Origin of the sequence: Vibrio sp. M60_M70, assembly GCF_037162085.1 — a bacterium.
Lineage (GTDB): Bacteria > Pseudomonadota > Gammaproteobacteria > Enterobacterales > Vibrionaceae > Vibrio > Vibrio diabolicus.
In genome coordinates, this window is the sequence record NZ_JARLUL010000001.1 from 943450 (window position 1) to 969252 (window position 25803).

Sequence of the window (25803 nt, forward strand, 5' to 3'; positions counted from 1 at the left end):
GACTATGAAATTGAACTTCTCTTTATACCGTTACAATCCGGACGTGGATACCAAGCCTTACATGAAAGAGTATACCCTTGAGGTAGACGAAGGCTCAGACATGATGGTGCTTGATGCATTGATTCTGCTAAAAGAGCAAGATCCAAGCATCGCGTTCCGTCGCTCATGCCGTGAAGGGGTATGTGGTTCTGATGGTTTGAACATGAATGGTAAAAATGGTCTAGCGTGTATCACACCGTTATCTGCTCTACAAGGCGAAAAGATAGTTATTCGTCCATTGCCAGGGTTACCTGTCGTGCGCGATCTTATCGTTGACATGACGCAGTTCTATGATAACTATGCGAAAGTTAAACCATTCTTGATTGATGATGGTGCATTACCACCATCACGCGAGAACCTACAATCGCCTGATGATCGTGCGCATTTAGATGGATTGTACGAATGTATTATGTGTGCATGTTGTACAACGTCTTGCCCATCATTCTGGTGGAACCCGGACAAATTCATCGGTCCAGCAGGTCTTCTTGCGGCGTACCGCTGGCTAATTGATAGCCGTGATACGGCAACAGATGAACGTTTGTCTGATCTTGATGATGCATTTAGCGTTTTTCGTTGCCATGGCATCATGAATTGTGTAAGTGTTTGTCCTAAGGGATTAAATCCGACGAAAGCCATCGGCCATATTAAGTCGATGCTGGTTAATCGCTCGGTTTAATTTACTCGCTCTTAGGAATGTCGCAGTGTTGCGGATCACCCGATATGACCGCTTCACTGCTTCAAGAATATTTCGAGTAAAGAATACAAAAATTGCCGACTAGTTCTGGTCGGCTCTTATAGCTCGGCAAAGACCGAAGCAAACGTGAAAACTACTGGTTAAGGGAAAATATGCACAACGGCGTGATGAAGGCATGGCTCGAGTCTTCACACTCTGGCTGGCGCCAATGCAACGTATGTAGAGGACCTCTACGAACTGTATCTAAGTGATCCCGATCTGGTAAGTGAGGAGTGGAAACGTGTTTTTGAAGGCTTACCTAAGCCGTCAGAAGAAGTGGCAGAACAACCACATTCACGTGTCCGTGACTACTTCCGTCGACTCGCTAGAGAAACAAAGCATTACAATGTCCAAGTTAGTGACCCAGATGTCGATGCAAAACAAGTAAAAGTTCTACAGCTAATCAACGCATACCGTTTCCGCGGACATGAAGCTGCAGAACTAGACCCACTAGGTCTATGGCAACGCCCAACCGTGGCGGAGTTAGACCCTGCTTTTCATAATCTTACCGAAGATGACTTCGAAGAAACTTTCAACGTAGGTTCTTTTGCTGTTGGGCAAGAAACCATGAAGTTGAAAGACATCTATGAAGCCCTCAACAAAACTTACTGCGGTTCCATCGGTGCTGAATACATGCACATGACTGACACAGAGCAAAAACGTTGGATCCAACAACGTCTTGAGTCTGTCGTAGGCCAGCCATCATTCAACAAAGATGAGAAGCGCACATTCCTAGAAGAGCTAACAGCCGCTGAAGGTTTGGAGCGTTACCTCGGAGCGAAATTCCCAGGTGCAAAACGTTTCTCTCTAGAAGGTGGTGACGCACTGATTCCGATGACGAAAGAGTTGATCCGTCACGCGGGAACAAGTGGGATGCGTGAAGTGGTTATCGGTATGGCTCACCGTGGTCGTTTGAACATGCTGGTGAACGTGCTTGGTAAGAAGCCTCAAGATCTGTTCGATGAGTTTGCCGGTAAACACGACGAAACTTGGGGCACGGGTGATGTGAAATATCACCAAGGTTTCTCTGCCGACTTTGCTACCCCAGGTGGTGATGTTCACTTAGCTCTTGCATTTAACCCATCGCATCTAGAAATCGTCAACCCAGTAGTCATGGGGTCGGTGCGAGCACGTCAAGATCGCTTGGGTGATAATCAAGGTAGCAAAGTGCTTCCTATCACTATCCACGGTGACTCTGCAATCGCTGGTCAGGGTGTGGTTGCCGAAACGTTCAACATGTCACTGGCTCGTGGTTTCCAAGTCGGTGGTACGGTGCGTATCGTTATTAACAACCAAGTTGGCTTTACGACGTCTAACCCTCGTGACACGCGTTCAACGATGTACTGTACAGATATCGCGAAGATGGTTCAGGCGCCAATTTTCCATGTGAATGCCGATGACCCAGAAGCGGTTGCTTTTGTTACTCGTATTGCTTTGGATTACCGCAACGAGTTCAAGCGCGATGTCGTGATTGATTTGGTGTGTTACCGTCGCCACGGTCACAACGAGGCCGATGAGCCAAACGCGACTCAGCCTTTGATGTACCAAAAAATCAAAAAACACCCTACACCACGCAAATTGTATGCGGATATTCTGATCGATAAAAACGAATCAGATATCGAGACAGCGACTCAGTTAGTCAATGAGTACCGCGACGCATTAGACCGCGGTGAAGTGGTGGTTAAAGAATGGCGTCCAATGGCGTTGCACTCTGTAGACTGGTCCCCTTACTTAGGGCATGAATGGGATATGGAGTGGGATTCAAAATATGACAAGACGCGTCTTATCGAGTTGGGTAATCGTCTTTGTCAGTATCCAGAAAGCCATAAACTGCAAAGCCGTGTTAATAAGCTTTACAACGATCGCCTAGCAATGATGACCGGTGAAAAAGCAATCGACTGGGGTATGGCCGAAACATTGGCGTATGCAACATTAGTTGATGATGGCAAGCGTATTCGCCTTTCTGGTCAGGATTCGGGTCGTGGTACTTTCTTCCACCGTCACTCGGTTCTTCATAACCAAACAGATGCAAGCACGTACATTCCATTAGCGAATATTCATGACAATCAGGGTCCATTCCAAGTGTTTGACTCAGTACTGTCAGAAGAAGCGGTATTGGCATTTGAATACGGTTACGCAACAGCAGAGCCAGGTGGTTTGACTATTTGGGAAGCGCAGTTTGGTGACTTTGCCAACGGCGCGCAGGTTGTGATTGACCAATTCATCTCGTCAGGTGAGCAGAAATGGGCACGCTTGTGTGGTCTCACAATGCTTCTACCTCACGGTTACGAAGGTCAAGGCCCAGAGCACTCCTCTGCACGTCTAGAGCGTTACCTTCAGTTGTGTGCTGAGCAAAATATGCAGGTTGTAGTTCCTTCAACACCGGCTCAGGTATACCACATGATTCGTCGTCAAGTTGTACGCCCAATGCGTCGACCTCTGATTGTGATGTCGCCAAAATCTTTGCTGCGCCATCCTCTATGTACTTCGACAATTGAAGACTTAGCGGACGGTACATTCCAATCTGCAATTCCAGAAGTAGATGATTTAGACCCAAGCAAAGTAAAACGCGTCGTGTTCTGTTCAGGTAAGGTTTATTTTGACCTACTGGAGCAGCGCCGTAACAACGAGCAAGACGATGTCGCTATCGTGCGTATCGAGCAGCTTTATCCATTCCCGATGGAAGAAGTACAAGCAGCGATTGCTCAATACACTAACGTTGAAGACTTCGTGTGGTGTCAGGAAGAGCCTCAGAACCAAGGTGCTTGGTACTGTAGCCAACACAACTTCCGTGCCGCTACTCCTGCAGGTGCAGATCTTAAATACGCAGGTCGCCCAGCTTCTGCTTCGCCAGCAGTTGGCTACATGTCGGTGCACTTGAAACAACAAAAAGCGTTGGTTGAAGACGCTCTGAACGTGAACTCAAAAACTTCGAATTAAGAACTAGAAGTTAAAGGAAGAAACAGATATGACAATTGAAATTCTGGTTCCAGATTTACCTGAATCAGTTGCTGATGCAACCGTAGCGACATGGCACAAACAACCAGGCGACGCAGTAGAGCGTGACGAGGTTTTGGTTGACATCGAGACAGACAAAGTCGTACTAGAAGTGCCAGCTCCGGAAGCAGGCGTTTTGGAAGCTATCGTTGAAGAAGAAGGTGCGACAGTACTTTCTAAACAAATCATTGCTAAATTGAAGCCAGGTGCAGTTGCAGGTGAGCCTACCGCAGACAAAACAGAAGGTACGGAAGCATCTCCTGATAAACGTCATAAAGCTGCGCTTAGCGAAGAAAGCAATGATGCGCTAAGCCCAGCAGTACGTCGTTTATTGGCTGAGCATGGCTTAGAAGCAAGCCAAGTGAAAGGTACTGGCGTTGGTGGCCGTATTACGCGCGAAGATATTGAAGCGCATCTTGCGAACGCTAAAGCTACGCCAAAAGAAGAAGCACCAGCAGTGGTTGACGTACCGGCAGCGGCTCGTAGCCAAAAACGTGTTCCAATGACTCGCCTGCGTAAGACAGTCGCTAACCGTCTGCTAGAGGCGAAGAACAACACGGCAATGCTAACGACGTTTAACGAAGTGAACATGAAACCAATCATGGACCTTCGTAAGCAGTACAAAGATCAGTTCGAAGAGCGTCACGGTATTCGTTTGGGCTTCATGTCTTTCTACGTAAAAGCAGTAACAGAAGCGCTTAAGCGTTACCCAGAAGTAAATGCTTCGATTGATGGCGATGACATTGTTTACCACAACTACTTCGACATTAGCATGGCGGTATCAACGCCACGTGGTCTAGTTACACCTGTCCTAAAAGACTGTGACAAGCTTGGTTTCGCTGATGTTGAAAAAGGCATCAAAGAACTGGCTATCAAAGGTCGTGATGGCAAGCTAACGGTAGACGAGTTAATGGGCGGTAACTTCACTATCACAAACGGTGGTGTGTTCGGTTCACTAATGTCTACACCAATCATCAACCCACCTCAATCAGCGATTCTTGGTATGCATAAGATCCAAGAGCGTCCGATGGCAGTGGATGGCAAAGTTGAAATCTTGCCGATGATGTACCTAGCGCTGTCTTACGATCACCGCCTAATTGATGGTCGTGAGTCTGTTGGCTTCCTAGTGACGATTAAAGAGTTGCTAGAAGATCCAGCACGTCTCCTATTAGACGTTTAATATCGCTAAAACGTCTAGTTATCGTAGGTAGCTAGACGTTAAAAATTTCAATGGCTAGACTAGCTCAACGTCTGGCCTTCATTTGAATCCCACACCATGGGTACTCGTGATGAGGGATTGATTTGAGAAGACCCTACAGACGTACAAGCAGCCAAGACTGCAGCGTTATGGAAATAATAAATCCCCTAAGGGAAAAACAAACGGAATATCGAAATGAATTTGCATGAATACCAAGCCAAACAGCTGTTTGCAGAATTCGGTTTGCCTGTGCCAGAAGGCTACGCGTGTGATACACCACAAGAAGCTTTTGAAGCCGCAGGCCGTATCAGTACAGAAAAGAAAGTAGTTAAATGTCAGGTTCACGCTGGTGGCCGTGGTAAAGCGGGCGGTGTAGAGCTGCACGATACAAAAGAAGGTGTTAAAGAGTTTGCACAAAAGTGGTTAGGTAAAAACCTAGTGACTTACCAAACTGACGCTAACGGTCAGCCAGTTACAAAAATCCTTGTTGAAGAAGCTTCAAACATTGCAAACGAATTATACCTAGGTGCGGTTGTTGACCGTGCAAGCCGTAAGATCGTTTTCATGGCTTCAACAGAAGGTGGTGTTGAAATCGAAAAAGTTGCGGAAGAAACGCCGGAGCTTATCCACAAAGCTGCAATCGATCCACTAGTAGGCCCACAAGCTTACCAAGGTCGCGAGCTTGCGTTCAAACTTGGTCTTGAAGGCGACCAAATCAAACAATTCGTTAAGATCTTCATGGGTCTTGGCACGATGTTCGCCCAGTACGATCTTGCTCTACTTGAGATCAACCCGCTTGTGGTTACTGGTGAAGGCAACCTGCTATGTCTTGATGGTAAGATCAACATCGATTCAAACGCTCTTTACCGTCAGCCTAAGCTTCGTGAAATGCACGATCCATCACAAGAAGATGAGCGTGAAGCACACGCAGCTCAGTGGGAACTGAACTACGTAGCACTAGACGGTAACGTTGGCTGTATGGTTAACGGTGCAGGCCTAGCAATGGGTACGATGGATATCGTAAACCTACACGGCGGCAAACCAGCTAACTTCCTAGACGTAGGTGGCGGCGCGACGAAAGAGCGTGTTGCTGAAGCATTCAAGATCATCCTATCAGATGACAACGTGAAAGCGGTACTTGTTAACATCTTCGGTGGTATCGTACGTTGTGACATGATCGCAGAAGGTATTATCGGTGCGGTTAAAGAAGTAGGTGTAAGCGTACCTGTTGTTGTTCGTCTAGAAGGTACTAACGCTGACCTAGGTCGCGAAGTTCTTGCTAATTCTGATGTTGATATCATTGCTGCTGAGTCGCTAACGGATGCTGCTCAGAAAGTTGTTGCTGCTGCGGAGGCTAAATAATGTCTGTATTAATTAACAAAGACACTAAAGTAATCTGTCAGGGTTTCACTGGTGGTCAAGGTACGTTCCACTCAGAGCAAGCTATCGCATACGGCACTCAGATGGTTGGTGGCGTTTCTCCTGGTAAAGGTGGCCAAACTCACCTAGGCCTACCTGTATTCAACACAGTACGCGAAGCAGTAGAAGCAACTGGCGCAACAGCGACAGTCATCTACGTGCCAGCACCTTTCTGTAAAGATGCAATCCTAGAAGCGATTGATGCGGGCATCGAGCTAATCGTAACAATCACGGAAGGCATTCCTACAACAGATATGATCGACGTAAAAGTGAAGCTAGAAGAAACTGGCGTTCGTATGATCGGTCCTAACTGTCCGGGTGTTATCACTCCTGACGAGTGTAAGATCGGTATCATGCCTGGTCACATCCACAAGAAAGGTAAAGTAGGTATCGTATCTCGCAGCGGTACTCTAACTTACGAAGCAGTTAAGCAAACAACAGACGAAGGTTTCGGCCAGTCTACTTGTGTTGGTATTGGTGGTGACCCAATCCCAGGTTCAAACTTCATTGATATTCTAAAACTGTTCCAAGAAGACCCTGAAACAGAAGCGATTGTTATGATCGGTGAAATCGGTGGTACTGCAGAAGAAGAAGCAGCAGCATACATTAAAGAAAACGTAACGAAGCCAGTGGTTTCCTACATTGCTGGTGTAACTGCTCCTCCTGGTAAACGTATGGGCCACGCTGGTGCGATTATCTCTGGCGGTAAAGGTACTGCTGAAGATAAATTTGCAGCACTAGAAGCGGCGGGCGTTAAGACTGTGAAATCTCTAGCAGAGATCGGCCAAGGTCTACGTGAAGTAACGGGCTGGTAATTTCAAACTCGAAGCTTAAAGCTAAAAAAGCCTAGCAATTGTTGCTAGGCTTTTTTGTATCAAGGTGCTTTTTACGATTTTTGGCGAATAAATTGGCTAAGCATAAACAGAGATGTTGCGCTGATTACTACTGATGGGCCAGCCGGCGTATCGAAGTGCCATGATAGGCTAAGCCCCATTAGTACTGCCACAGAGCCAATAATAGATGCGAACAGTGCCATTTGCTCTGGTGATGAAGAGACCTTACGTGCTGTTGCTGCTGGGATGATCAGCAAAGAAGTCATGATAAGTGCCCCAACAAACTTCATTCCTACGGCAATCACAACACCTACCATAAGCATTAACACCAATCTAACTAAGTCTGTATTGACGCCCTCGACGGCAGCAAGCTCTTCACTAACTGTGCTCGACAATAAAGGTCGCCAAAAAACGTAAAGACACACACTAACAGCAGCGACACCTGCGTAAATGAACATCAGATCTTGCGGAGATACTGCGAGTAAGTCACCGAACAAGTAACTCATCAGATCAACACGGACATTATCCAAGAAACTAACAGAAACTAGACCAACAGATAATGCGCTATGGGCGAGTATACCCAGAAGCGTATCGGTTGCGACCAGTTGTTGTTTCTGTAGTGTCACGAGCAATACCGCGAGTGCTAAACAGCAAACGAGTAGGGCAAGATAAAGGTTCACGTTGAGCAGAAAGCCTAATGCCAAACCCATCAATGAAGCATGTGCTAGGGTGTCACCGAAGTAAGCCATTTTGCGCCAAACGACAAATGATCCAAGAGGACCTGCAATGATCGCGATGCCAATACCAGCAAGAATAGAAGGTAGAAGAAACTCAATCATGATGATGATGTCCGTGTTTATGGTTGGAGCATGATGTCGCATCGCCAGTTACTGGCGTTCCGGATAAATCGTGATGATGATGCTCGTGGTCGTGATGATAAAACGCGAGCGATTCTCTCGCTGCATTGCCAAATAGCGCGATGTAAGAAGGGTGCTGAGTAATCGTGGCAGGTGAACCAGAACAGCAAACATGGTGATGCAGACAAATGACATCATCTGTTTTGGCCATTACTAAATGTAAGTCGTGTGACACCATAAATACACCGCAATCGAATCGGTGACGAATGCTTTCAATTAGATCGTAGAGATCGATTTGACCTTGAATATCCACACCCTGCGCAGGTTCATCTAGCACTAACAGCTCTGGGCGTTGAAGCAAAGCACGCGCAAGTAATACGCGTTGGTTTTCACCACCTGATAAGCGATGCATGTTACTACTAATTAAATGCTCAGCGCCAACAAGCCTTAATGCATCAATACATTCTTGTTTACTGTATTTTCCTGCTAAATTTAGAAAACGGGTGACATTCAATGGAAGAGAGTCATTGAGTTTCAATTTTTGAGGAACATAACCAATTTTTAGTTTTCTTTGCCGGTTTAATTTGCCGCTAGTCGGTTTTTGAAGGCCTAAAATGACTTTGACTAACGTTGATTTTCCCGCTCCATTGGGACCAATTAGGGTTGTTATTTTGCCCTTTTGTAATTCCATACTAATGTTATCGAGAACTCTGCGGCCATCGAACTCGACGCATAAGTGCTCAAGATGGACTAAGGAAGACATGAATGAAACTCATTTGCAAATCAATAATGTTATAATGTAACATTATCACACTTTCTACACCATATCCCAAGTAAAACTATGAAAAGAGCATTAATTCTTGCTGCGTCAGCGATGCTAACGTTGCCAGCACACGCAGTAACGGTACTAACGAGTATCAAACCTATTCAGTTATTAGTGACAGAACTTACTCAAGGGGTGACTTCGCCAGATGTATTACTGCAGTCCAACACTTCACCCCATGATTACGCTTTACGCCCATCGGATGTTAAGAAAATCGCTTCTGCTGATTTAGTTATTTGGTACGGACATGATCTCGAACCGTTTCTGGAAAAAGTCGTGTCAGACAGATCGAATATTCTGACTATTAGTCAAATTCCAGATCTAGATTTGCGTGAGTTTGATAGTGAGCACAATCATGACCATGATGGCCACGATCATGGTTCACATGATCCGCACTTTTGGTTAGGTGTAAGTCAAGCACAACAAGTTGCCAAGGCTGTCGTGAATCAACTGGGATCACTTGATCCGGAAAATGCAGCACAGTACCAAGAAAACCTTAAAAAATTTGAAACTGAGCTCAGCCAGACGGACCTAGAGATCAAGAAGAAATTATCGCCAGTGAAAGACAAAGGTTACTTTGTGTTTCACGATGCTTATGGTTATTTCGAAGAGCGTTATGAGTTAAATCAAATGGGGCACTTCACCGTGAGCCCGGATCGTAAGCCGGGCGCAAAAACCTTAATCCAAATTCGTCAAAAGTTAAGTTCAGGAGATGTAGCCTGCGTGTTCTCTGAACCTCAGTTTACTCCAGCTGTCGTTCAGAGCGTGATGCGAGGTAGCAAAGTTGCCAAAGGTGAACTTGACCCATTAGGGAGCACAATTGAAGCAAAACCGGGCAGTTACTTTACTTTTCTCAACAATATGGCGAATAATTTTGAGCAGTGCTTGAGCCAAAAGACGGATTAAGTAGTGTTGTTGTGTAGGAATAGTCCTTTTAACGTGATCCAGTAGTAAGAATTACAACCTTTGGCAAGGCGAGCCTTTTCTCAAACAGTAATTGAGATATCATTATCAATAATTAGCAGCTCAAAATAACCGTATAAGTCCATGCTGTAGAAGATATGGACGGTGAGCGCCGAGCACAAATTGATATAAAAGGTTTTCGTCTTGCTACGCCAATTAGCCCTTGTCTTGTTGGGCTTTTTCCTATCTTTCCAAGCATTTGCTCTTCATAATGCGAATGCCATCTTTTACCCTTTGCCGACTCAGGTTAAGGGTACTTTTATTGCGGCTAAAAAATTGTTCTTGGGTGAGCAAGGGGGCTTGTGGATTCACGACGTGCATGGGCGGGTGTTGTTTTATGATGGCCAAAATATCCTACCTAAATCAGGCAGTTTTTTACAAACGTCTGCCAAGCAACTGGCTTATCATGAAGGCTCGTTCTGGACCTTTGTTGAGAATGAGGTGTATCAAACTTATCCAAATCAAGAAAGACGTTTAGTCTTTAGCTTAAACCCCGGGTCGCAAATAAGAAAAATCGGTTCTTCTGAAGATTATATTTGGGTTAGTGATGGCGCACATTTCTATACTTACAACATCGATACTAGCGAGTTAAAGTCCTTTTCTTTGTTGCAGCTCTATCAACATAGCAACAATAGCTATGTTTATATTAACGATGCAGTTCTGCTCGAAGAGAAGTGGGCACTTGCTACAACTTCTGGCTTTTATCTTTCAGAAGGAGATAAGTTTGACCATGTAGTCGCTTCAGGTCAGAACTACATTGAAAAGATCTACTACTCACACACGCGCAGAGAAATTCTGGTAGGAACGTTGCGTGGGGCATTAATTTTCAATATTTATCAACCTGATAAAGAGGTGATTAAGATTGGCGGCTCTCATGTGTTGACTTTCGCTGAGACAAATCAAGAGTACTGGGTGGGGACTGAGCATGGTCTGTATTTATACTCATTCTTGTCAGGCGAAGTGACAGAAGTCGAGCCTGCAAGCTTTCTTGAACTGGAGCTGGATAATACAAAGATCTATTCGCTACTGAGTGACAACATGGGAGGGATGTGGATCGCGACTAACCAAGGCATTCGCTATTACTCCTTGTTTAGTAAAAAGTTTGAACGAGTAACCTTCAGTAGTTACGACTCGCAAACCTTATCAGGGCGAATTCGACAAACCTCCACAGGACCTGATGATGCGCTTTGGTTCGCGGATGACCGAAAGCTTTATCGGACAGGTGAGAGTGGCAACATCAAAGTCTTGGAGCTTGATTCGCAGATCAATGAATTTGCATTTCAAGGTGGGATGCTTTGGCTTGCGACCTCTAAAGGGCTCGAAATATTCGAGCTGAATGGTCTTAACAAAGTGACATTTCCTTATTTACAGGTTATGGCTGGACACGGAGTGGAGCATGTGACTGTAGATGGTAATGAGCGTCTCTGGGTATCAAGCGGATACCATCTTTACAATGTTGATATAACCAAGCAAAGCGTAAGAAATTTTGGAAGTGAGTGGCTAGTAAGTCAGTACTTACCAGCTAAGGTTACGCGTTTATACGACACTGAAGATTCTCTATTGATAGGGACCGATCATGGGATTTATCAATACAGCAATGAAAACATCCAGTTCATCCGCTATTCCGAAAAATTTGGTGAATCATTAGACATGGTCACGGCGGTTGATGGCAGTCAGTGGTTTGCGTCATCTTACGGCGTTTTTAAAACGATTAAAGGAAGTAACGAGAAACATGTTGTTGAAATGAGTGTGCCCAACGCGCGACCTGCTTGCTTGATCAGAGACAGGCAAGGTGTGTGGTTAGCCTCTTCTGTCGGATTAAGCTATTACCACCTTTCGGGTGAATTAGTGAAACATTATTCATCGGCGTCTGGCTTAATGAACAACGAGTTTCTACCAGGAATCTGCAGTGTTATACAGCAAAAAGAAGGTAGTGAGCGAGAGCTCGTCCTAGGGTCGAAATACGGGTTGGTAAAAGCTGAAGCATCCAAGCTGCTTGTGTCCAACCCTCCAGAGTCGAAGTTTATCGTGAGCCAAGTTGTGCTTGAAAACGAGGTTCTACAAGTTGGTAGCGCCGATTTGAATGGAATAAAATTACCGTATGGCTCTTCTCTAAGTTTCTTATTTGGCGTGATGCCAAAACCAGACAGCCAAAATTTGTATTATCGATTGAATAGCGATGATCCTTGGCAAGCGCTAGAGGGAGGCCAACTGACTCTAGAGCATCTCAATTCCGGTGAATACCATCTGCAGGTAAGTAATGAGTCTCAAGTCGCTGCTGGATTGGTTGGGCTCGAGTCGTATTTTATTGTGCTTAATCCTTGGTATTTATCGCAACTCGCAATTTTAGGTTTTGTGGTAGTGAGTATTGCCATGGTTGCACTACTTATGTACTGGCGTTCTCGCTATGTTGTACAGGCTAACCGTGATTTAGCTGCGCAAGTGACACTCAAAACTAACCAGTTGAGGCATCAAAGCCGAGTGTTGTTGACGAGTAACCAACAGCTACGTAAACAGATTCAAGTCAGAAACCTGTTGGTTGATCACGTGGCGCAATCTATTAAGTCCAGTGTGGATTTTATAGCGTCAAAATTACCCATACCTTTGGATGCAGCTACGGAAGATCATCTGGCGAAAACGACATGGCAATTAAATGAGTTAAAAAGTGTTCCTGGTGAAGCTAGCGGCGGCAGTCACAATTACAATTTGAGTCAGATAACTCAATCGGTGGTTGATGTATGGCAAGATGATTTTGCGAAGGCTGGGATTATGGTGGAGCTTGAAGATGAGAGAAAAACAAGTCGAATTGCTCTGGAAAGCTTTAACCTTGATGTTATCTTCAACAGCATTTTTGCCAATATCATCAAGCGTTCTTTCCGAGGCCAAACGGTGAGAATCATGCTAGAAGAGGGCAATGATATTGTTTCATTGAGTTTTCTTGATTATGGGACGCAACTGCCTAATAAAGTGACGACCGGGCGTCCATCTAATATGAACCACTCTGAATTGAGTATTGATCATCTTGCCCAGTTAGTGACAACGAGTGGAGGATACTTGGCGGTGTTTACTTCCGACGCTCAAAATAAAATCGAAATTACATGGCCAACTGCGAAGGAGATGAGTTATGTGGATGAATCTCTGCAAGAATTTGAGTCTGAACCTATCGTCGAAGATAAAGTGACCCCAGAGAAAGAATGGTTGCAAAAAGTCTATCAGCTGGTGGCTGAGCATTACCATGACCCTGAGTTTGGTACTGCTTTAGCGGCTAAAATGCTGTTCATGTCAGAGCGCTCTTTACAGAGGCGCTTTAAATCAGCCTCGTCAAGAACGTTAAAAGATTATGTAACCGAAGTTCGTTTAGAAACGGCGTGTGAGCAGTTATTAGCGGGCGAGAAAATCAGCGAAGTAGCGTTTAACTGCGGCTTTAATGATCCATCTTACTTTAGCCAAAAGTTTAAATTGCATTTTGGTTTGCCTCCTTCCAAGTTTGCTTTGACTCAAGAAAGCCAAGAAACCAACTAAAAAACCTCATTACACACTCCCTAGTGAATATTCAAAAGACTGGGGAGCTGCTTATAGTGCTCTACTATTCTAGAGCTACCAATGCAGTGATTCTCATTGCTTCTTCATCACATCTAGCCTACAAATCCATTCTCAATACGTAAGCACGGTCACGCTCTATCTGTTAGTAGCGCTGTTCTTAGCTATAACCATACATGGCTTAAGAGGACGGATTTACCTACGGCGACAAATAGATGAATGGTTGTATTTTTGTATCTAGAGTGCGTTGGTTCATTTGAGTAGTGGGGGTATGCGAAATTCGTGAAAACAGAACTGTGCTGAAAAGGTGGATAAGATAAAGAGTTTAGAGAGAGATGAAAAAAATATCGTGGTATAGCCGGGGGACTATACCACGGGTGTCAATGACACCTTCGCTTGCTGCCGGAGTGACATGTTGCCATGCCACCTCTGGAATTCATTTGAGAGGTTGCCCTCTCGATGGAGTAACTATACGAGAGGTTACTTATTTTTCTTATAAAAATAACGCCATGTTGATATGAGAAAAACGACAAAGTTTTAAATGTCATCTAACCTGTTGTTTTGTATGGAGATTTTTATCTTTACCATTTGTTTGTGACATTTTTATTTCATTGGTCGTGATTTTTAATTGTTAATTTTGACGTAAATAACGAGAGGAAATTTACGGAGTTGACGTTTGAAAGCATGAAAACATTTATGAAATCTTTGATTTCACACAAGGATTGAAGGGTTATAGGAGAGTAATATTGGCAGCCTAAACTTATTAAATAATAATATTTCTCATTAGCAATACTCTTAAGGGCCACTATGAAGTTATCAGAGATTAATCCTGGCGATACGGTGACGATTCGGTTGTTAGATGGTCTTTCATCAGATATCAGAAAGAAACTCATGGTAATGGGGCTGCTTCCCAATACAGAAGTCAAAGTGATTCGACGTGCTCCAATGGGCGATCCTTTACAAGTCGAAGTCCGTGGTGTGTCTGTCGCATTGCGAGAAACCATTGCTCAGAAAATTGAAGTGGAGCGAGTGTAATGCAATATCAAGTGCTTACCGTAGGTAATCCTAATAGTGGTAAAACGACGCTATTTAATGGTTTGACTGGCGCAAAACAGCAAGTTGGTAACTGGGCAGGCGTCACCGTTGAAAAGAAAACGGGACAATTCAAACATGCGGGTGACGAGTTTTTGCTCACTGACCTTCCTGGTATTTACTCGTTAGACAGTGGTAATGATAGCAATAGTATTGACGAATCCATTGCATCGCGTGCGGTTCTAACTCATCCTGCTGATCTCATTATCAACGTGGTTGATGCCACGAGTTTAGAGCGCAGCTTATATATGACGTTACAACTTCGCGAACTTGGCCGTCCTATGATTGTTGTTCTCAACAAAATGGATGCGCTAAAACGTGAACGTCAAATGATTAACGTTTCAGAGCTTGAGAAAACGTTAGGTTGTCCTGTAGTAAGTTTATCTGCAACCAATAAAACTCAAGTTGCAGAGTTTAAAGAAAAACTTCATAAGTCCATTGTTCAAGGGGTCGCGCTTAAAGAGTTATCTTTGCATTACGGTGAAAAGATGGAGTTGGCGATTCAAACTGTTTCCGCACTTTTTAACGATCAAACCGTCGCCCATCGTGCATTAGCGATTCGTGCGCTTGAAAAAGACACGATGGTTCTCAATAGCCTTTCCGATATTGATAGAAGCAAAGTATTGGAAGTCATTGCGACTTTAGACTTGGATATCGATTTGCATGTCGCGGATACCAAGTACACATACCTGCATGAACAGTGTAAAAAAGTTCGCCGAAGCGAAGGCAAATTAAGCCGTAGCGTGACTGAAAAACTCGACCAGTTTATTTTGAACAAGTGGATTGGGATCCCATTCTTCTTTGTGGTTATGTACTTGATGTTTATGTTCTCGATTAACATCGGTAGTGCATTTATCGACTTTTTTGACATTGGTGTAGGCGCATTGCTGGTTGATGGTGGACATCACTTATTAGATGGTCACCTCCCCGTATGGCTAGTTACGGTGATTGCTGATGGTTTAGGCGGCGGTATTCAAACAGTTGCGACCTTTATCCCGGTCATTGCGTGTTTGTACTTATTCCTTGCTGTGCTTGAGAGCTCTGGTTACATGGCACGCGCTGCGTTTGTGCTTGATAAAGTGATGCAGAAAATCGGCTTGCCGGGTAAAGCGTTTGTCCCTTTGGTTCTTGGTTTTGGCTGCAACGTTCCGTCAATCATGGCAACGCGCACGCTAGACCAAGAGCGTGAGCGCAAGTTGGCTGCGTCGATGGCACCGTTTATGTCATGTGGTGCTCGCTTACCTGTGTACGCTTTATTTGCTGCCGCTTTCTTCCCAGGCTCTGGTCAAAACATTGTGTTTGCACTTTACCTACTTGGTATTGTCGCCGCGGTGTTTACCGGTTTGTTCCTCAAGCACACGCTGTATCCTGGCAGCAGTGATAGCTTGGTGATGGAAATGCCTGACTATGAGCTTCCGACATTGCAGAACGTCGTGATCAAAACTTGGCAAAAACTTAAGCGTTTTGTATTGGGTGCAGGTAAAACCATCGTAGTGGTTGTTGCTATCTTGAGCTTCCTCAACTCGCTAGGAACTGACGGTACATTCGGTAATGAAGACAGTGATAAATCGGTTCTATCAAAAGCCGCTCAGGTTGTGACGCCAGTGTTTGCACCAATTGGTATTCAAGAGGATAACTGGCCAGCAACGGTTGGTATTATTACTGGTATCTTCGCGAAAGAGGCAGTCGTGGGCACATTGAACAGCTTATATACTACGCCAACCGATGGAGAGGATGCAGATTTTGATCTTGTGGGTAGCCTAGAAGAAGCGGTGATGAGCATTCCTGAAAACCTAGCAGGGCTGAGCTATTCTGATCCGCTGGGAATTGACGTCGGTGATTTAGCGGATTCTCATGCAGTCGCAGAGGAGCAAGAAATTGATGAATCGATCTTTGGTAACATAAAAGAGAAATTTGTTTCTGGTCATGCTGCTTTTGCGTACCTAATTTTTATCTTACTTTACACTCCTTGTGTGGCTGCGATGGGTGCCTATGTTCGAGAATTCGGCAATAACTTTGCGCGCTTCATAGCGGTATGGACAATGGGGCTCGCGTACTTGAGTGCGACTTTCTATCATCAGCTTATGCATTTCGCTGATAGCCCTATCACCAGCGGCGTTTGGATTGCCATAATTATTGCGATTTTCTTTGGCACGTACCGCGTTTTCAAGCGCGTAGGCAAGAAACATCAAGGTGAGTTTGAGGCGCAAGTCGTATGATTTTAAAAGAGCTTTATCAATATATTGCCGAAAAAGGAACGGTTTCCCAATCTGAGCTAGCAAAACAGTTCGGAATGAGTGAAGACGGTGCAGACGCCATGTTAAGTGTATGGATTAACAAAGGTCGCATTTCTCGCTTGGTAGATACAAATAAAGCTCATCATATAACGCGAATACGCTATGCAGTCACAAAGCACGATGGTTTGTCACTTACCGTGACCATGTAGTAGGAGCAATGAACCATCGCGCACAAACAACAAAGCCGCATCAGCAATGATGCGGCTTTTTACTTTCTACCTGAATTAAAAGTTATATAACGGTTACGCTTTACGGAAGATAGAGCTTAACGACAACACATTACGAATTCGGTTAAGAATCTCTTCTTGTTCTTCGTCAGTACGAAACTCTCCTTTTGTATTCCCCCAAACTGGTCCTGGCCATGCCATATCGTCTTTAAAGCGCGCAATATGGTGAATGTGCAGCTGTGGCACCATGTTACCTAGGGCGCCAAGGTTTAGCTTGTCTGGGCGGAATGTCGCTTCGAGTGCTTGGCTTACCGCTTGAGATTCGAGCAAAAACTGTTGTTGCTCTTGCATTGGCAAGTGGTGTAGCTCTTTCAAATTTTCGCGTTTAGGCACCAAGATAACCCATGGCACAGCATTATCTTTATGAAGAAGCGCGACGCAAAGTGGGAAGTGACCAATCACCGAAGTGTCTTTTGCCAATTGAGGATGAAGTTCAAAACTCATTATTGCTGTCCGATTAATTTTTAGTTTGAATTAGTATACGACAGATAAAACAAAAGGTTGGCGCTTTCACGTCAACCTTTGTCATCATTTAGCTTGTGCTACTTAAGCTAACTACGTAAAAGCGGATTACATACGCTCTAGAGTATCGATACCCAGTAGAGACAGACCTTGCTTGATGGTCTTCGCTGTTAGCGCAGCTAGTTTCAGACGGCTTTGTTTCACTGCTTCGTCTTCAGCAACTAGGATAGGGCACGCTTCGTAGAAGCTAGAGAACTGACCTGCTAGTTCGAATAGGTAGCTACACATGATGTGTGGTTGGCCTTCGCGAGCAACAGATTGCACCGCTTCTTCGAACTGCATAAGTTTAGCAATAAGTGCTTTCTCTTTCTCATCAGTGATTTTGATGTCACCTTGGAGAGCATCCATAGCAACACCAGCTTTAGCGAAAATTGAAGCTACGCGAGTGTATGCATATTGCATGTATGGTGCTGTGTTACCTTCAAACGCTAACATGTTGTCCCAATCGAACACGTAGTCAGTCGTACGGTGTTTAGATAAGTCAGAGTATTTAACCGCTGCCATTGCAACTGTTTTAGAGATCTTCTCTTTTTCTTCTGCATCTAGTTCAGGGTTTTTAGATTCGATCAGCTGTGCTGCGCGAACTTCTGCTTCATCCAGAAGATCTGCCAAACGAACGGTACCACCCGCACGAGTCTTGAATGGCTTTCCGTCTTTACCCAGCATCATGCCGAACGCGTGGTGCTCAAGAGATACCGACTCAGGCACGTAGCCCGCTTTACGAACAATCGTCCAAGCTTGCATTAGGTGCTGGTGTTGACGTGAGTCGATGAAGTAAAGCACACGGTCTGCGCTTAGCTCTTCATGACGATATTTTGCACATGCGATATCTGTTGTTGTGTATAGGAAACCACCATCGCGTTTTTGAACGATAACGCCCATTGGTTCGCCATCTTTGTTCTTGTATTCATCTAGGAATACAACTTGCGCGCCATCATCTTCAACGGCAAGACCTTGTTCTTTTAGGTCCGCAACGATCTTAGGAAGCATGTCGTTGTACATGCTTTCGCCCATTACGTCGTCACGAGTCAGTGACACGTTTAGACGGTCGTAGTTGCGCTGGTTTTGGATCATGGTTACATCAACGAGTTTTTTCCACATTTCTGCACAGTACTCGTCACCGCTTTGCAGTTTTACCACGTAGTTTCGCGCCTTTACTGCGAACTCTTCATCTTCATCGTACAGCTTTTTAGACTCACGGTAGAAGCCTTCAAGGTCCGCAAGTTCCATAGAAACTTCGCCAGACTCTTGTTGTACACGCTCAAGGTTTGCGATAAGCATTCCGAACTGAGTACCCCAGTCGCCGATGTGGTTCGCGCGGATCACTTTGTGACCTAAGAACTCAAGCGTACGTACCACTGCATCACCGATGATGGTTGAACGCAGGTGACCTACGTGCATTTCTTTTGCTACGTTTGGTGCAGAGTAGTCGGCAACGATGGTTTGCGCTTCTTCTTTAGCTACGCCAAGACGTTCGTCTGCTAGCGCCGCGTCGGCTTGTTTCGCAAGGAACTCTTCGCTTAGGAAAATGTTGATGAAACCAGGGCCAGCGATTTCTGTTTTGCTCGCAATACCATCTAGGTCTAGAACATCCAGTACTTTCTGTGCAAATTCTCGAGGGTTAGTACCCAGTTTTTTAGCAACGCCCATTACGCCGTTTGCTTGGTAATCACCAAATTGTGGCTTTGCTGATTGGCGAACGGCTGCAGGACTGCCTGCAGGTGCGCCAGCGGCTTCTAGAGCCTGAGATACTTTGTCATTAATAAGTGCTTGGATATTCACACGCGTTTCCTTCAATTCAAGGACAAAGAACTCGGCAAAGTAAGTGCCGAGTTCTGTTGGAGTTCACAAAAATGGGGCTAATGATAACAACTTTATTGCTTTTCATACAGAGAGGAATTGGGGAAATTTATACTTTTTCGATTGAATGGAAATGTGGTTTGGTTTGCGTTTACTATTGCGCTCAGAGTAATGAGATAAATCGCCCCATAAGAGAGCCACAATGACGACTCAACTAGTTGAAAAACGCCTAGCGCCTAAATTGATGATCCAAGACCTGGACGCATTTATGGCGAAGATTGAAGAGCTTGCAACCCTGTTAAAACTGGATCTGAGCTTTGCTCAGGCTGACCATATTGCGCTGCGTATTAATGATACTGAAACAGTGAAAGCCGCGCATGAAGCATGGAATCAATACGGTAAGGTGATTTCACAAGCGAAAATAAACGGTCGCCCAATCATCGTTATCGAATTCGACAAAGCGTTGGAAAGCCGTGGCTGGAAGATTGAGTGTCTGGAGCTGCCATACCCTGCGGAAGGCAAAATCTACCCAAATGAAAGCTGGGAACATGTGGAGTTTGTGATTCCGTCTCATGCCGAAACCGCAGATGAGTTTCTTGCTGATTTGAAACACACTTACCCAGCGTTTGGCGCGCGTTTTGATGAGTTAAAAGAGCTGGGTGTGAAGATCAAATTGTCGAGCCCGAAAGGGGAAGGCGAACGCTTGAACAACCCAACCGTGGCGTTTAAGTACCAAGGCATTTGTATCAAGCTGCACCCGCATTCACTTAAGCGTATTGTGGAGTCTGAGCAGGCTGAATAAGTGAGCTCTGAACAACTATTAAAAAGAAAGGGTTGCCAAATGAGCAACCCTTTCTTTTTTCAAATGCGATGAACTTAAAGGATAACCGTCTTATTGCCGTAAACAAAGACGTGGTCGTTAATGACTTTATTCAACGCTTTGCTCAACACATTCTTTTCTACATCGCGTCCCGCTTGTGCCATATCTTGGGCATTGAATGTATGGTCGACAGGAATTACGTCTTGCTTGATGATCGGCCCTTCATCTAAATCATTAGTCACGAAGTGTGCCGTTGCACCGATGATTTTCACACCGCGATCGTAAGCTTGTTGATATGGCTTAGCGCCAATAAAAGCAGGTAAGAAGCTGTGATGAATATTAATGATTTTGTGGTGGTATTTCTCAACAAACGTAGGCGTCAATACGCGCATGTATTTAGCTAACACCAAAAAGTCAGCATCGTATTGGTCGATCACCTCTAACATCTTCTGCTCGTGTTCTTCACGGCTAAGGTTTTCATGGGTCACGTGGTGGTAAGGAATGTCGAAGCGTTCAGTGAGAGTTTGCAGTTTGTCGTAATTCCCTACCACAGCGGCGATCTCAACATCTAGGCTTCCGTCGTAGGTTTTCATCAGAATATCGCCTAAACAATGCGCTTCTTTTGTGACGAGAATGACGATGCGCTTACGGCGAGAGCCAACCAATTTACGCTTAGCACCTTGCGGGAGTGCTTGGTCCAAATCGGCAAGAAACGTTTGATCGTTGAAGTATCCCTCCAGCTCCGTTCTCATGAAAAAGTGGCCACTGGTATTATCAACAAATTCGTTATTGTGAACGATGTTGAGTTGGTGCTTGTAACAGATATTAGTGATTTTCGAGATGAGACCCGGGGCGTCAGAACAGTGGGTCAACAGTGTTTTCTTTTCCATAAATCAGGTACTTCCATGCATTAATATTTTAGCGTACGAATGTGTTATTATTCCCTGGCGGGTGTAACTGTACTGCCATGTTTCACCATAAATAATCTATTCTTACGTTGGTTTCAACAAAATATCCGTGTGTCGCCACAAGCTGGTCAGATTGTGGGCTGATGTCACTCCTATTCCTCTGATATACTCTCGATAATTTTTCAAACTCAATACCAAGCATGATCGCAAAAACTTTTTCCTCTGATGGCGCGTTAGGTAAGGCCATTCCTGGCTTTCAAGCTCGTCAGCCACAAATCGATATGGCGGAAGCCGTCAGCAGTGCGATCAAAGATCAAACCCAGTTGGTGGTGGAGGCAGGAACCGGAACCGGTAAGACCTTCGCATACCTAGTCCCTGCGCTGTTGAGCGGTAAAAAAGTGATCATCAGTACAGGCTCGAAAAACTTGCAAGAGCAGTTGTACCATCGTGACTTACCGCTCATGGTCAATGCGCTTGGTTTTTATGGCCAAGTGGCGTTATTAAAAGGGCGTTCTAATTATCTGTGTTTGGATCGTTTGAGCCGCCAAATGGTCGAAAGCCACACTAATGAATCTGACCCGACGTTATTAACTCAACTGGTTAAAGTGCGTGCTTGGTCATCAGAAACCAAAACAGGTGACCTTGGGGATTGTGATGATCTGCCAGAAGACAGCATGATCATTCCGACCATCACCTCAACCAATGATAACTGTTTGGGTAAAGAGTGTCCGAGCTACACTGATTGCTTTGTATTGAAAGCGCGTAAGCGAGCCATGGATTCCGACATTGTTGTAGTGAACCATCACTTGTTTCTTGCTGATTTAGCGATCAAAGAAACAGGATTTGGTGAACTGATTCCAGAAGCCGATGTGTTTATTTTTGATGAAGCTCATCAGTTGCCAGATATTGCGAGCGAATATTTCGGCCAGTCAGTTTCAAGCCGCCAAATTCACGATCTTGCCAAAGACATTGAAATAGCCTATCGCACCGAAGCCAAAGATATGCGTCAATTGCAAAAAGTGGGCGACAAACTCATGCAAAGCGCAATGGACATGCGGATTGTATTGGGTGAGCCAGGCTTTCGTGGCAACTGGCGTGAGGCGTTGCAATCAGGTTCTATTAAGCGAGAATTATTGCGCTTAACTGATAGCCTCGAATTGGCGATTGATGTACTCAAAATAGCCTTAGGGCGCAGTCAATTACTGGATACCGCCTTTGAACGAGCCAATTTGATCAAAGGCCGCATCGACCGGGTATGTGATGTCGATATTACTGGTTACTCATACTGGTATGATACCTCGCCTCGTCATTTCGCTCTGCACATTACGCCTCTTTCTGTCGCGGACAAGTTCCATGAGCAAATAGAGATTAAACAAGGCGCGTGGATTTTCACGTCAGCAACTCTAGCCGTATCGGGCGACTTCAAGCACTTTACTGAGCACCTTGGCCTCAAGCCTACAAAGCAATTTTCTCTGCCGTCCCCCTTTGATTATCAAAAACAAGCGCGCCTTTGTGTGCCAAGGTATCTGCCAGAGCCAAACAGTAACGGCTTAGCGGATAAGTTAGTCCGAATGCTTGCTCCGGTGATTGAAGAAAATGATGGTCGCTGCTTCTTTTTATGTACCTCGCACAGCATGATGCGTGAGCTCGGTGAGAAGTTCCGAGAAGTACTTGAGCTGCCTGTGTTAATGCAAGGGGAGATGAGTAAGCAGAAAACCTTGGCGGAGTTTATGGAACTGGGTAACGCTTTACTCGTGGCGACAGGCGCTTTCTGGGAAGGGATTGATGTTAGAGGTGATGCGCTGAGCTGTGTTATTATCGACAAATTACCGTTTACCGCCCCTGACGATCCGTTACTCAAAGCCCGTGTCGAGGATTGTCGATTACGTGGCGGTGAACCATTTGCTGAAGTACAAATCCCGGATGCAGTGATTACGTTAAAGCAGGGAGTAGGGCGATTAATTCGAGATCAGAAGGATCACGGTGCGTTGATCATTTGTGATAATCGCCTTGTCACGCGAGACTACGGTGGTATTTTCCTCGGAAGCCTACCACCTATCCCAAGAACGCGAGACTTAGATGGAATCAAAGCATTCCTGAAAGCAGAACAATCTGTCACAGACGCAAGTGCTGAGGCATAACCCAATAAATGAGAGTTGTAGAGAGTTAAATGAGCGCAAAAATTCTTGCTATCGATACAGCGACTGAAAACTGTTCAGTTGCGTTGTTGGCTAATGATCAAGTGATTTCACGTAGCGCGGTTGCACCACGCGATCACACCAAAAAAGTACTGCCAATGGTTGATGAAGTACTTAAAGAAGCTGGCCTGACTCTACAAGAGCTAGATGCGTTAGCGTTTGGACGTGGTCCAGGTAGCTTTACTGGCGTTCGTATCGGTATTGGTATCGCACAAGGTTTGGCGTTCGGTGCTGACTTACCTATGATCGGCGTTTCAACGCTGGCTGCGATGGCTCAAGGTAGCCATCGTTTACATGGTGTGACCAATGTCGCTGTTGCCATTGATGCACGTATGAGTGAAGTTTATTGGGCGCGCTATTCTCGTCAAGACAATGGTGAATGGGTTGGTATTGATGAAGATTGTGTTATTCCACCAGCACGTCTAACTGAAGAAGCACAAGCAGACGACAAAACGTGGACGACAGCAGGCACGGGTTGGGATGCCTACCAAGAAGCGTTAGCAGATTTACCGTTTAACTTGACGCATGGTGAGGTTCTGTACCCTGATTCACAAGACATCGTGATTCTTGCTGAACAAGAATTTAAAAAGGGTAATACCGTGCCGGTCGAAGATTCGAGCCCTGTCTATTTACGTGATAATGTGACATGGAAAAAACTTCCTGGTCGCGAATAGTCCGTTTTTCATTAACCTGACAAAAAGCAGGGCGTTTGCCCTGTATTTTTATGGAGTGCTATGGCGTCGATTAATGGCTTGCCTCCTTCTTTGATTCCCGGTGCAAATCGCACTAATAAAGTCAGCAAAAAGAAGCAGGTAGGTAAATCACAAACAAAGCAGCCTGTAGGTCAGCCTTCAAAGGTTGCTAACGCTGTGGCGCACTCCATAAAACACGTGGATGAGTCCCAAATTCACCGAGCTCAAGTGCAATATGACCTTCCTGAAGGGAGCGCACGTAAAGCGATGGAGCAGTACATGGATGTCATGAATCGAGCTAAAAAAGAGGAACTGGCTCAGTTACTTGGTGTCGATATTTACGTGTGAGTACTTTCCCCAAACAGGGATTACTAATATGAAAGGTGGTTTATGAAGGTTTTTGGACGGTTTTTTCTCGCATTATTTGCTACGGTTGGTTTGTCTGCGTGTAGCTCGTTGCCAGAGGCGCTAAATGCAAGCACAGAATTGGTCGTTACAGACTATAAAGCTTTTGCTGAGTCTCAGGGGCAAGTGAGTGAAGATGTTCGCCTTGGTGGAATCATCGCTAAAGTGGATAACTTTAAAGATAAAACGCGTCTAGAGATTGTAAATCTTCCAATCAGTAAGTCTGGTAAACCTGATATTGATGAAGAGCCTACGGGACGTTTTGTCACCTATTTTGATGGCTATTTAGAGCCTGTTGCCTTTAGTGAAGGTCGCTTGTTGACGCTTGTAGGTACAGGCGCCGGAGAAGAAGAAGGAAAGATTGGTGAGCACGAATACGTATTCCCGATCATTAAGGGGCAAGGCTACCGTTTGTGGAAAATTGAAGAACGTGTACGCATGTATGATTCGCCAACCTACTTTTACCCATGTTACTCGATTAACTGCCGCATGTGGCGTAATGATTTCCCACAAGACGGTAAAGTGATAAAACAGGTCAAATAATCTGCGATGCATGAGCGTCAATTCGAGCTTCCTGCCGGCAAAATGGCAGCCCTTGAGATAGGGAACGAGAAAACGGCTGACTTGTCAGTCGTTTTTCTTCATGGATGGTTAGATAATGCGGGCAGCTTTAAAGCGCTCATGGAGCAGTTGAACCAGCTTAATCCTCACTTACACCTCCTCGCCATCGATCATTTTGGTCACGGTTTATCGAGTCATAAATCTCACGATAATTATTATCCCTTTCACGACTATATTGCCGATTTATATCAGCTGTTGGACGAATTATCACCAAACAGACTGATATTAGTAGGGCATTCACTTGGTGCTTTAATCGCAAGTTGCTATAGTGCTGCGTTTCCAGAGCAGGTCGAAGCTCTTGTGCAAATTGAGGGAGCAGGACCTCTTACTGAAGATCCTACTAACAGTTTGCCTCGTCTTCGCGATGGCGTTTTAAGTCGAATAAGACAGCAAAACAAGCCAGAGCGAAGCATTACCTCCTTCGATCTGGCGTTAAAATTACGCATGCAAGCCAACCAATTAACCGCTGAGCAGCTTCTGCCGATAGTCGAGCGAGGAACGGAGCAGCGAGGAGATAAATGGTATTGGCGGCATGATGCCAAGTTAAAATGTGCGTCGCTTTACCGAATGGCGCAAGCGCATGCTAACTCGATTACCAGCCAAATACGTTGTCCTCATTTGATCGTATTAGGCGATCAAGGATTTCAGAATTTACCATCTAACCAAGCTGATTGGGGAGAGAACCCGCCGCAAGTGGTTTCTGTCAAGGGTGGTCATCACTGTCATTTAGAGCAAATACTCGAGGTCGCAACGCGAATTATTGGTGTAGTTAACAAAATTTAAACAAGTGTTTGAGAGTTGCGTGCTCAAGCACGTTCG

20 protein-coding genes and 1 pseudogene are annotated in these 25803 nt (G+C 45.0%); 16 read left to right on the top strand and 5 right to left on the bottom strand.

The window, feature by feature from the left end:
- Positions 1-4 precede the first annotated feature (4 nt).
- From P4S59_RS04495 to sucD, 5 genes and pseudogenes are all read left to right on the top strand, one after another.
- Positions 5-715, top strand: a complete 711-nt coding sequence (locus P4S59_RS04495) for a succinate dehydrogenase iron-sulfur subunit (protein WP_046874253.1) — start codon at positions 5-7, stop codon at positions 713-715.
- 170 nt (positions 716-885) lie between these two features.
- A pseudogene (gene sucA, locus P4S59_RS04500) lies at positions 886-3712 on the top strand (2-oxoglutarate dehydrogenase E1 component).
- Positions 3713-3740: 28 nt separating this feature from the next.
- Positions 3741-4949, top strand: a complete 1209-nt coding sequence (gene odhB / locus P4S59_RS04505) for a 2-oxoglutarate dehydrogenase complex dihydrolipoyllysine-residue succinyltransferase (RefSeq protein ID WP_176320271.1) — start codon at positions 3741-3743, stop codon at positions 4947-4949.
- Between the two features lie 213 nt (positions 4950-5162).
- Positions 5163-6329 (top strand): ADP-forming succinate--CoA ligase subunit beta, encoded by a 1167-nt coding sequence (gene sucC, locus P4S59_RS04510; protein WP_005393009.1) that lies wholly within the window; start codon positions 5163-5165, stop codon positions 6327-6329.
- On the top strand, positions 6329-7201 hold the full coding sequence (gene sucD, locus P4S59_RS04515; RefSeq protein WP_005382181.1) for a succinate--CoA ligase subunit alpha: 873 nt from the start codon (positions 6329-6331) through the stop codon (positions 7199-7201). The genes sucC and sucD overlap by 1 nt, the downstream gene beginning before the upstream one ends.
- Before the next feature lie 71 nt (positions 7202-7272).
- Here sucD and znuB read toward each other — a convergent pair whose 3' ends face one another.
- Both znuB and znuC read right to left on the bottom strand, forming a co-directional pair.
- A complete protein-coding gene (gene znuB, locus P4S59_RS04520; RefSeq protein WP_046874250.1) occupies positions 7273-8058 on the bottom strand; it encodes a zinc ABC transporter permease subunit ZnuB in 786 nt (261 codons plus the stop codon).
- Positions 8051-8839, bottom strand: coding sequence for a zinc ABC transporter ATP-binding protein ZnuC (znuC, locus tag P4S59_RS04525; protein WP_006742704.1), 789 nt, complete (start codon positions 8837-8839; stop codon positions 8051-8053). Before znuC ends, znuB begins: the two co-directional genes overlap by 8 nt.
- Before the next feature lie 78 nt (positions 8840-8917).
- Here znuC and znuA point away from each other — a divergent pair, with 78 nt between their 5' ends.
- From znuA to P4S59_RS04550, 5 genes are all read left to right on the top strand, one after another.
- Entirely contained in the window at positions 8918-9805 is an 888-nt protein-coding gene (gene znuA / locus P4S59_RS04530; RefSeq protein ID WP_046874248.1) for a zinc ABC transporter substrate-binding protein ZnuA, read from the top strand.
- Positions 9806-10006: 201 nt separating this feature from the next.
- Complete coding sequence (locus P4S59_RS04535) at positions 10007-13384, top strand: AraC family transcriptional regulator (RefSeq protein ID WP_337168016.1); 3378 nt, start codon at positions 10007-10009, stop codon at positions 13382-13384.
- 825 nt (positions 13385-14209) lie between these two features.
- On the top strand, positions 14210-14437 hold the full coding sequence (locus P4S59_RS04540) for a FeoA family protein (protein ID WP_005382190.1): 228 nt from the start codon (positions 14210-14212) through the stop codon (positions 14435-14437).
- Entirely contained in the window at positions 14437-16713 is a 2277-nt protein-coding gene (feoB, locus tag P4S59_RS04545; protein WP_337168017.1) for a Fe(2+) transporter permease subunit FeoB, read from the top strand. Before P4S59_RS04540 ends, feoB begins: the two co-directional genes overlap by 1 nt.
- Positions 16710-16940, top strand: coding sequence for a FeoC-like transcriptional regulator (locus P4S59_RS04550; protein ID WP_005396058.1), 231 nt, complete (start codon positions 16710-16712; stop codon positions 16938-16940). The genes feoB and P4S59_RS04550 overlap by 4 nt, the downstream gene beginning before the upstream one ends.
- Positions 16941-17033: 93 nt before the next feature.
- Here the strand turns inward: P4S59_RS04550 and P4S59_RS04555 are convergent, their stop codons facing one another.
- Positions 17034-17462 carry an HIT family protein gene (locus P4S59_RS04555; RefSeq protein ID WP_012842045.1) on the bottom strand — a complete coding sequence of 143 codons (429 nt, stop codon included), beginning with the start codon at positions 17460-17462 and terminating at the stop codon, positions 17034-17036.
- A 126-nt stretch (positions 17463-17588) separates the two neighbouring features.
- Entirely contained in the window at positions 17589-19322 is a 1734-nt protein-coding gene (gene argS, locus P4S59_RS04560) for an arginine--tRNA ligase (protein WP_337168018.1), read from the bottom strand.
- 220 nt (positions 19323-19542) lie between these two features.
- On the opposite strand from argS, the gene P4S59_RS04565 reads away from it, so the two are divergent.
- Positions 19543-20142, top strand: coding sequence for a VOC family protein (locus P4S59_RS04565; RefSeq protein WP_337168019.1), 600 nt, complete (start codon positions 19543-19545; stop codon positions 20140-20142).
- 74 nt (positions 20143-20216) lie between these two features.
- Here P4S59_RS04565 and purU read toward each other — a convergent pair whose 3' ends face one another.
- Positions 20217-21050, bottom strand: a complete 834-nt coding sequence (gene purU, locus P4S59_RS04570; RefSeq protein WP_005382206.1) for a formyltetrahydrofolate deformylase — start codon at positions 21048-21050, stop codon at positions 20217-20219.
- A 218-nt stretch (positions 21051-21268) separates the two neighbouring features.
- Between purU and P4S59_RS04575 the strand changes: the two genes are divergently transcribed.
- Genes P4S59_RS04575 through P4S59_RS04595 form a run of 5 tightly spaced genes read left to right on the top strand, consistent with a single transcriptional unit; the run spans position 21269 to position 25767 of the window.
- Positions 21269-23209: an ATP-dependent DNA helicase gene (locus P4S59_RS04575; protein WP_337168020.1), complete on the top strand. Its 1941-nt coding sequence runs from the start codon at positions 21269-21271 to the stop codon at positions 23207-23209.
- Between the two features lie 29 nt (positions 23210-23238).
- Positions 23239-23940 carry a tRNA (adenosine(37)-N6)-threonylcarbamoyltransferase complex dimerization subunit type 1 TsaB gene (gene tsaB / locus P4S59_RS04580; protein ID WP_337168021.1) on the top strand — a complete coding sequence of 234 codons (702 nt, stop codon included), beginning with the start codon at positions 23239-23241 and terminating at the stop codon, positions 23938-23940.
- 60 nt (positions 23941-24000) lie between these two features.
- Positions 24001-24306, top strand: coding sequence for a chromosome partitioning protein ParA (locus tag P4S59_RS04585; protein WP_074191016.1), 306 nt, complete (start codon positions 24001-24003; stop codon positions 24304-24306).
- 42 nt (positions 24307-24348) lie between these two features.
- Positions 24349-24906 (top strand): Slp family lipoprotein, encoded by a 558-nt coding sequence (locus tag P4S59_RS04590; protein WP_337168022.1) that lies wholly within the window; start codon positions 24349-24351, stop codon positions 24904-24906.
- Between the two features lie 6 nt (positions 24907-24912).
- The gene (locus P4S59_RS04595) at positions 24913-25767 is read left to right on the top strand and encodes an alpha/beta fold hydrolase (protein WP_337168023.1); all 855 of its coding nucleotides are present in this window, start codon (positions 24913-24915) and stop codon (positions 25765-25767) included.
- Positions 25768-25803 lie beyond the last annotated feature (36 nt).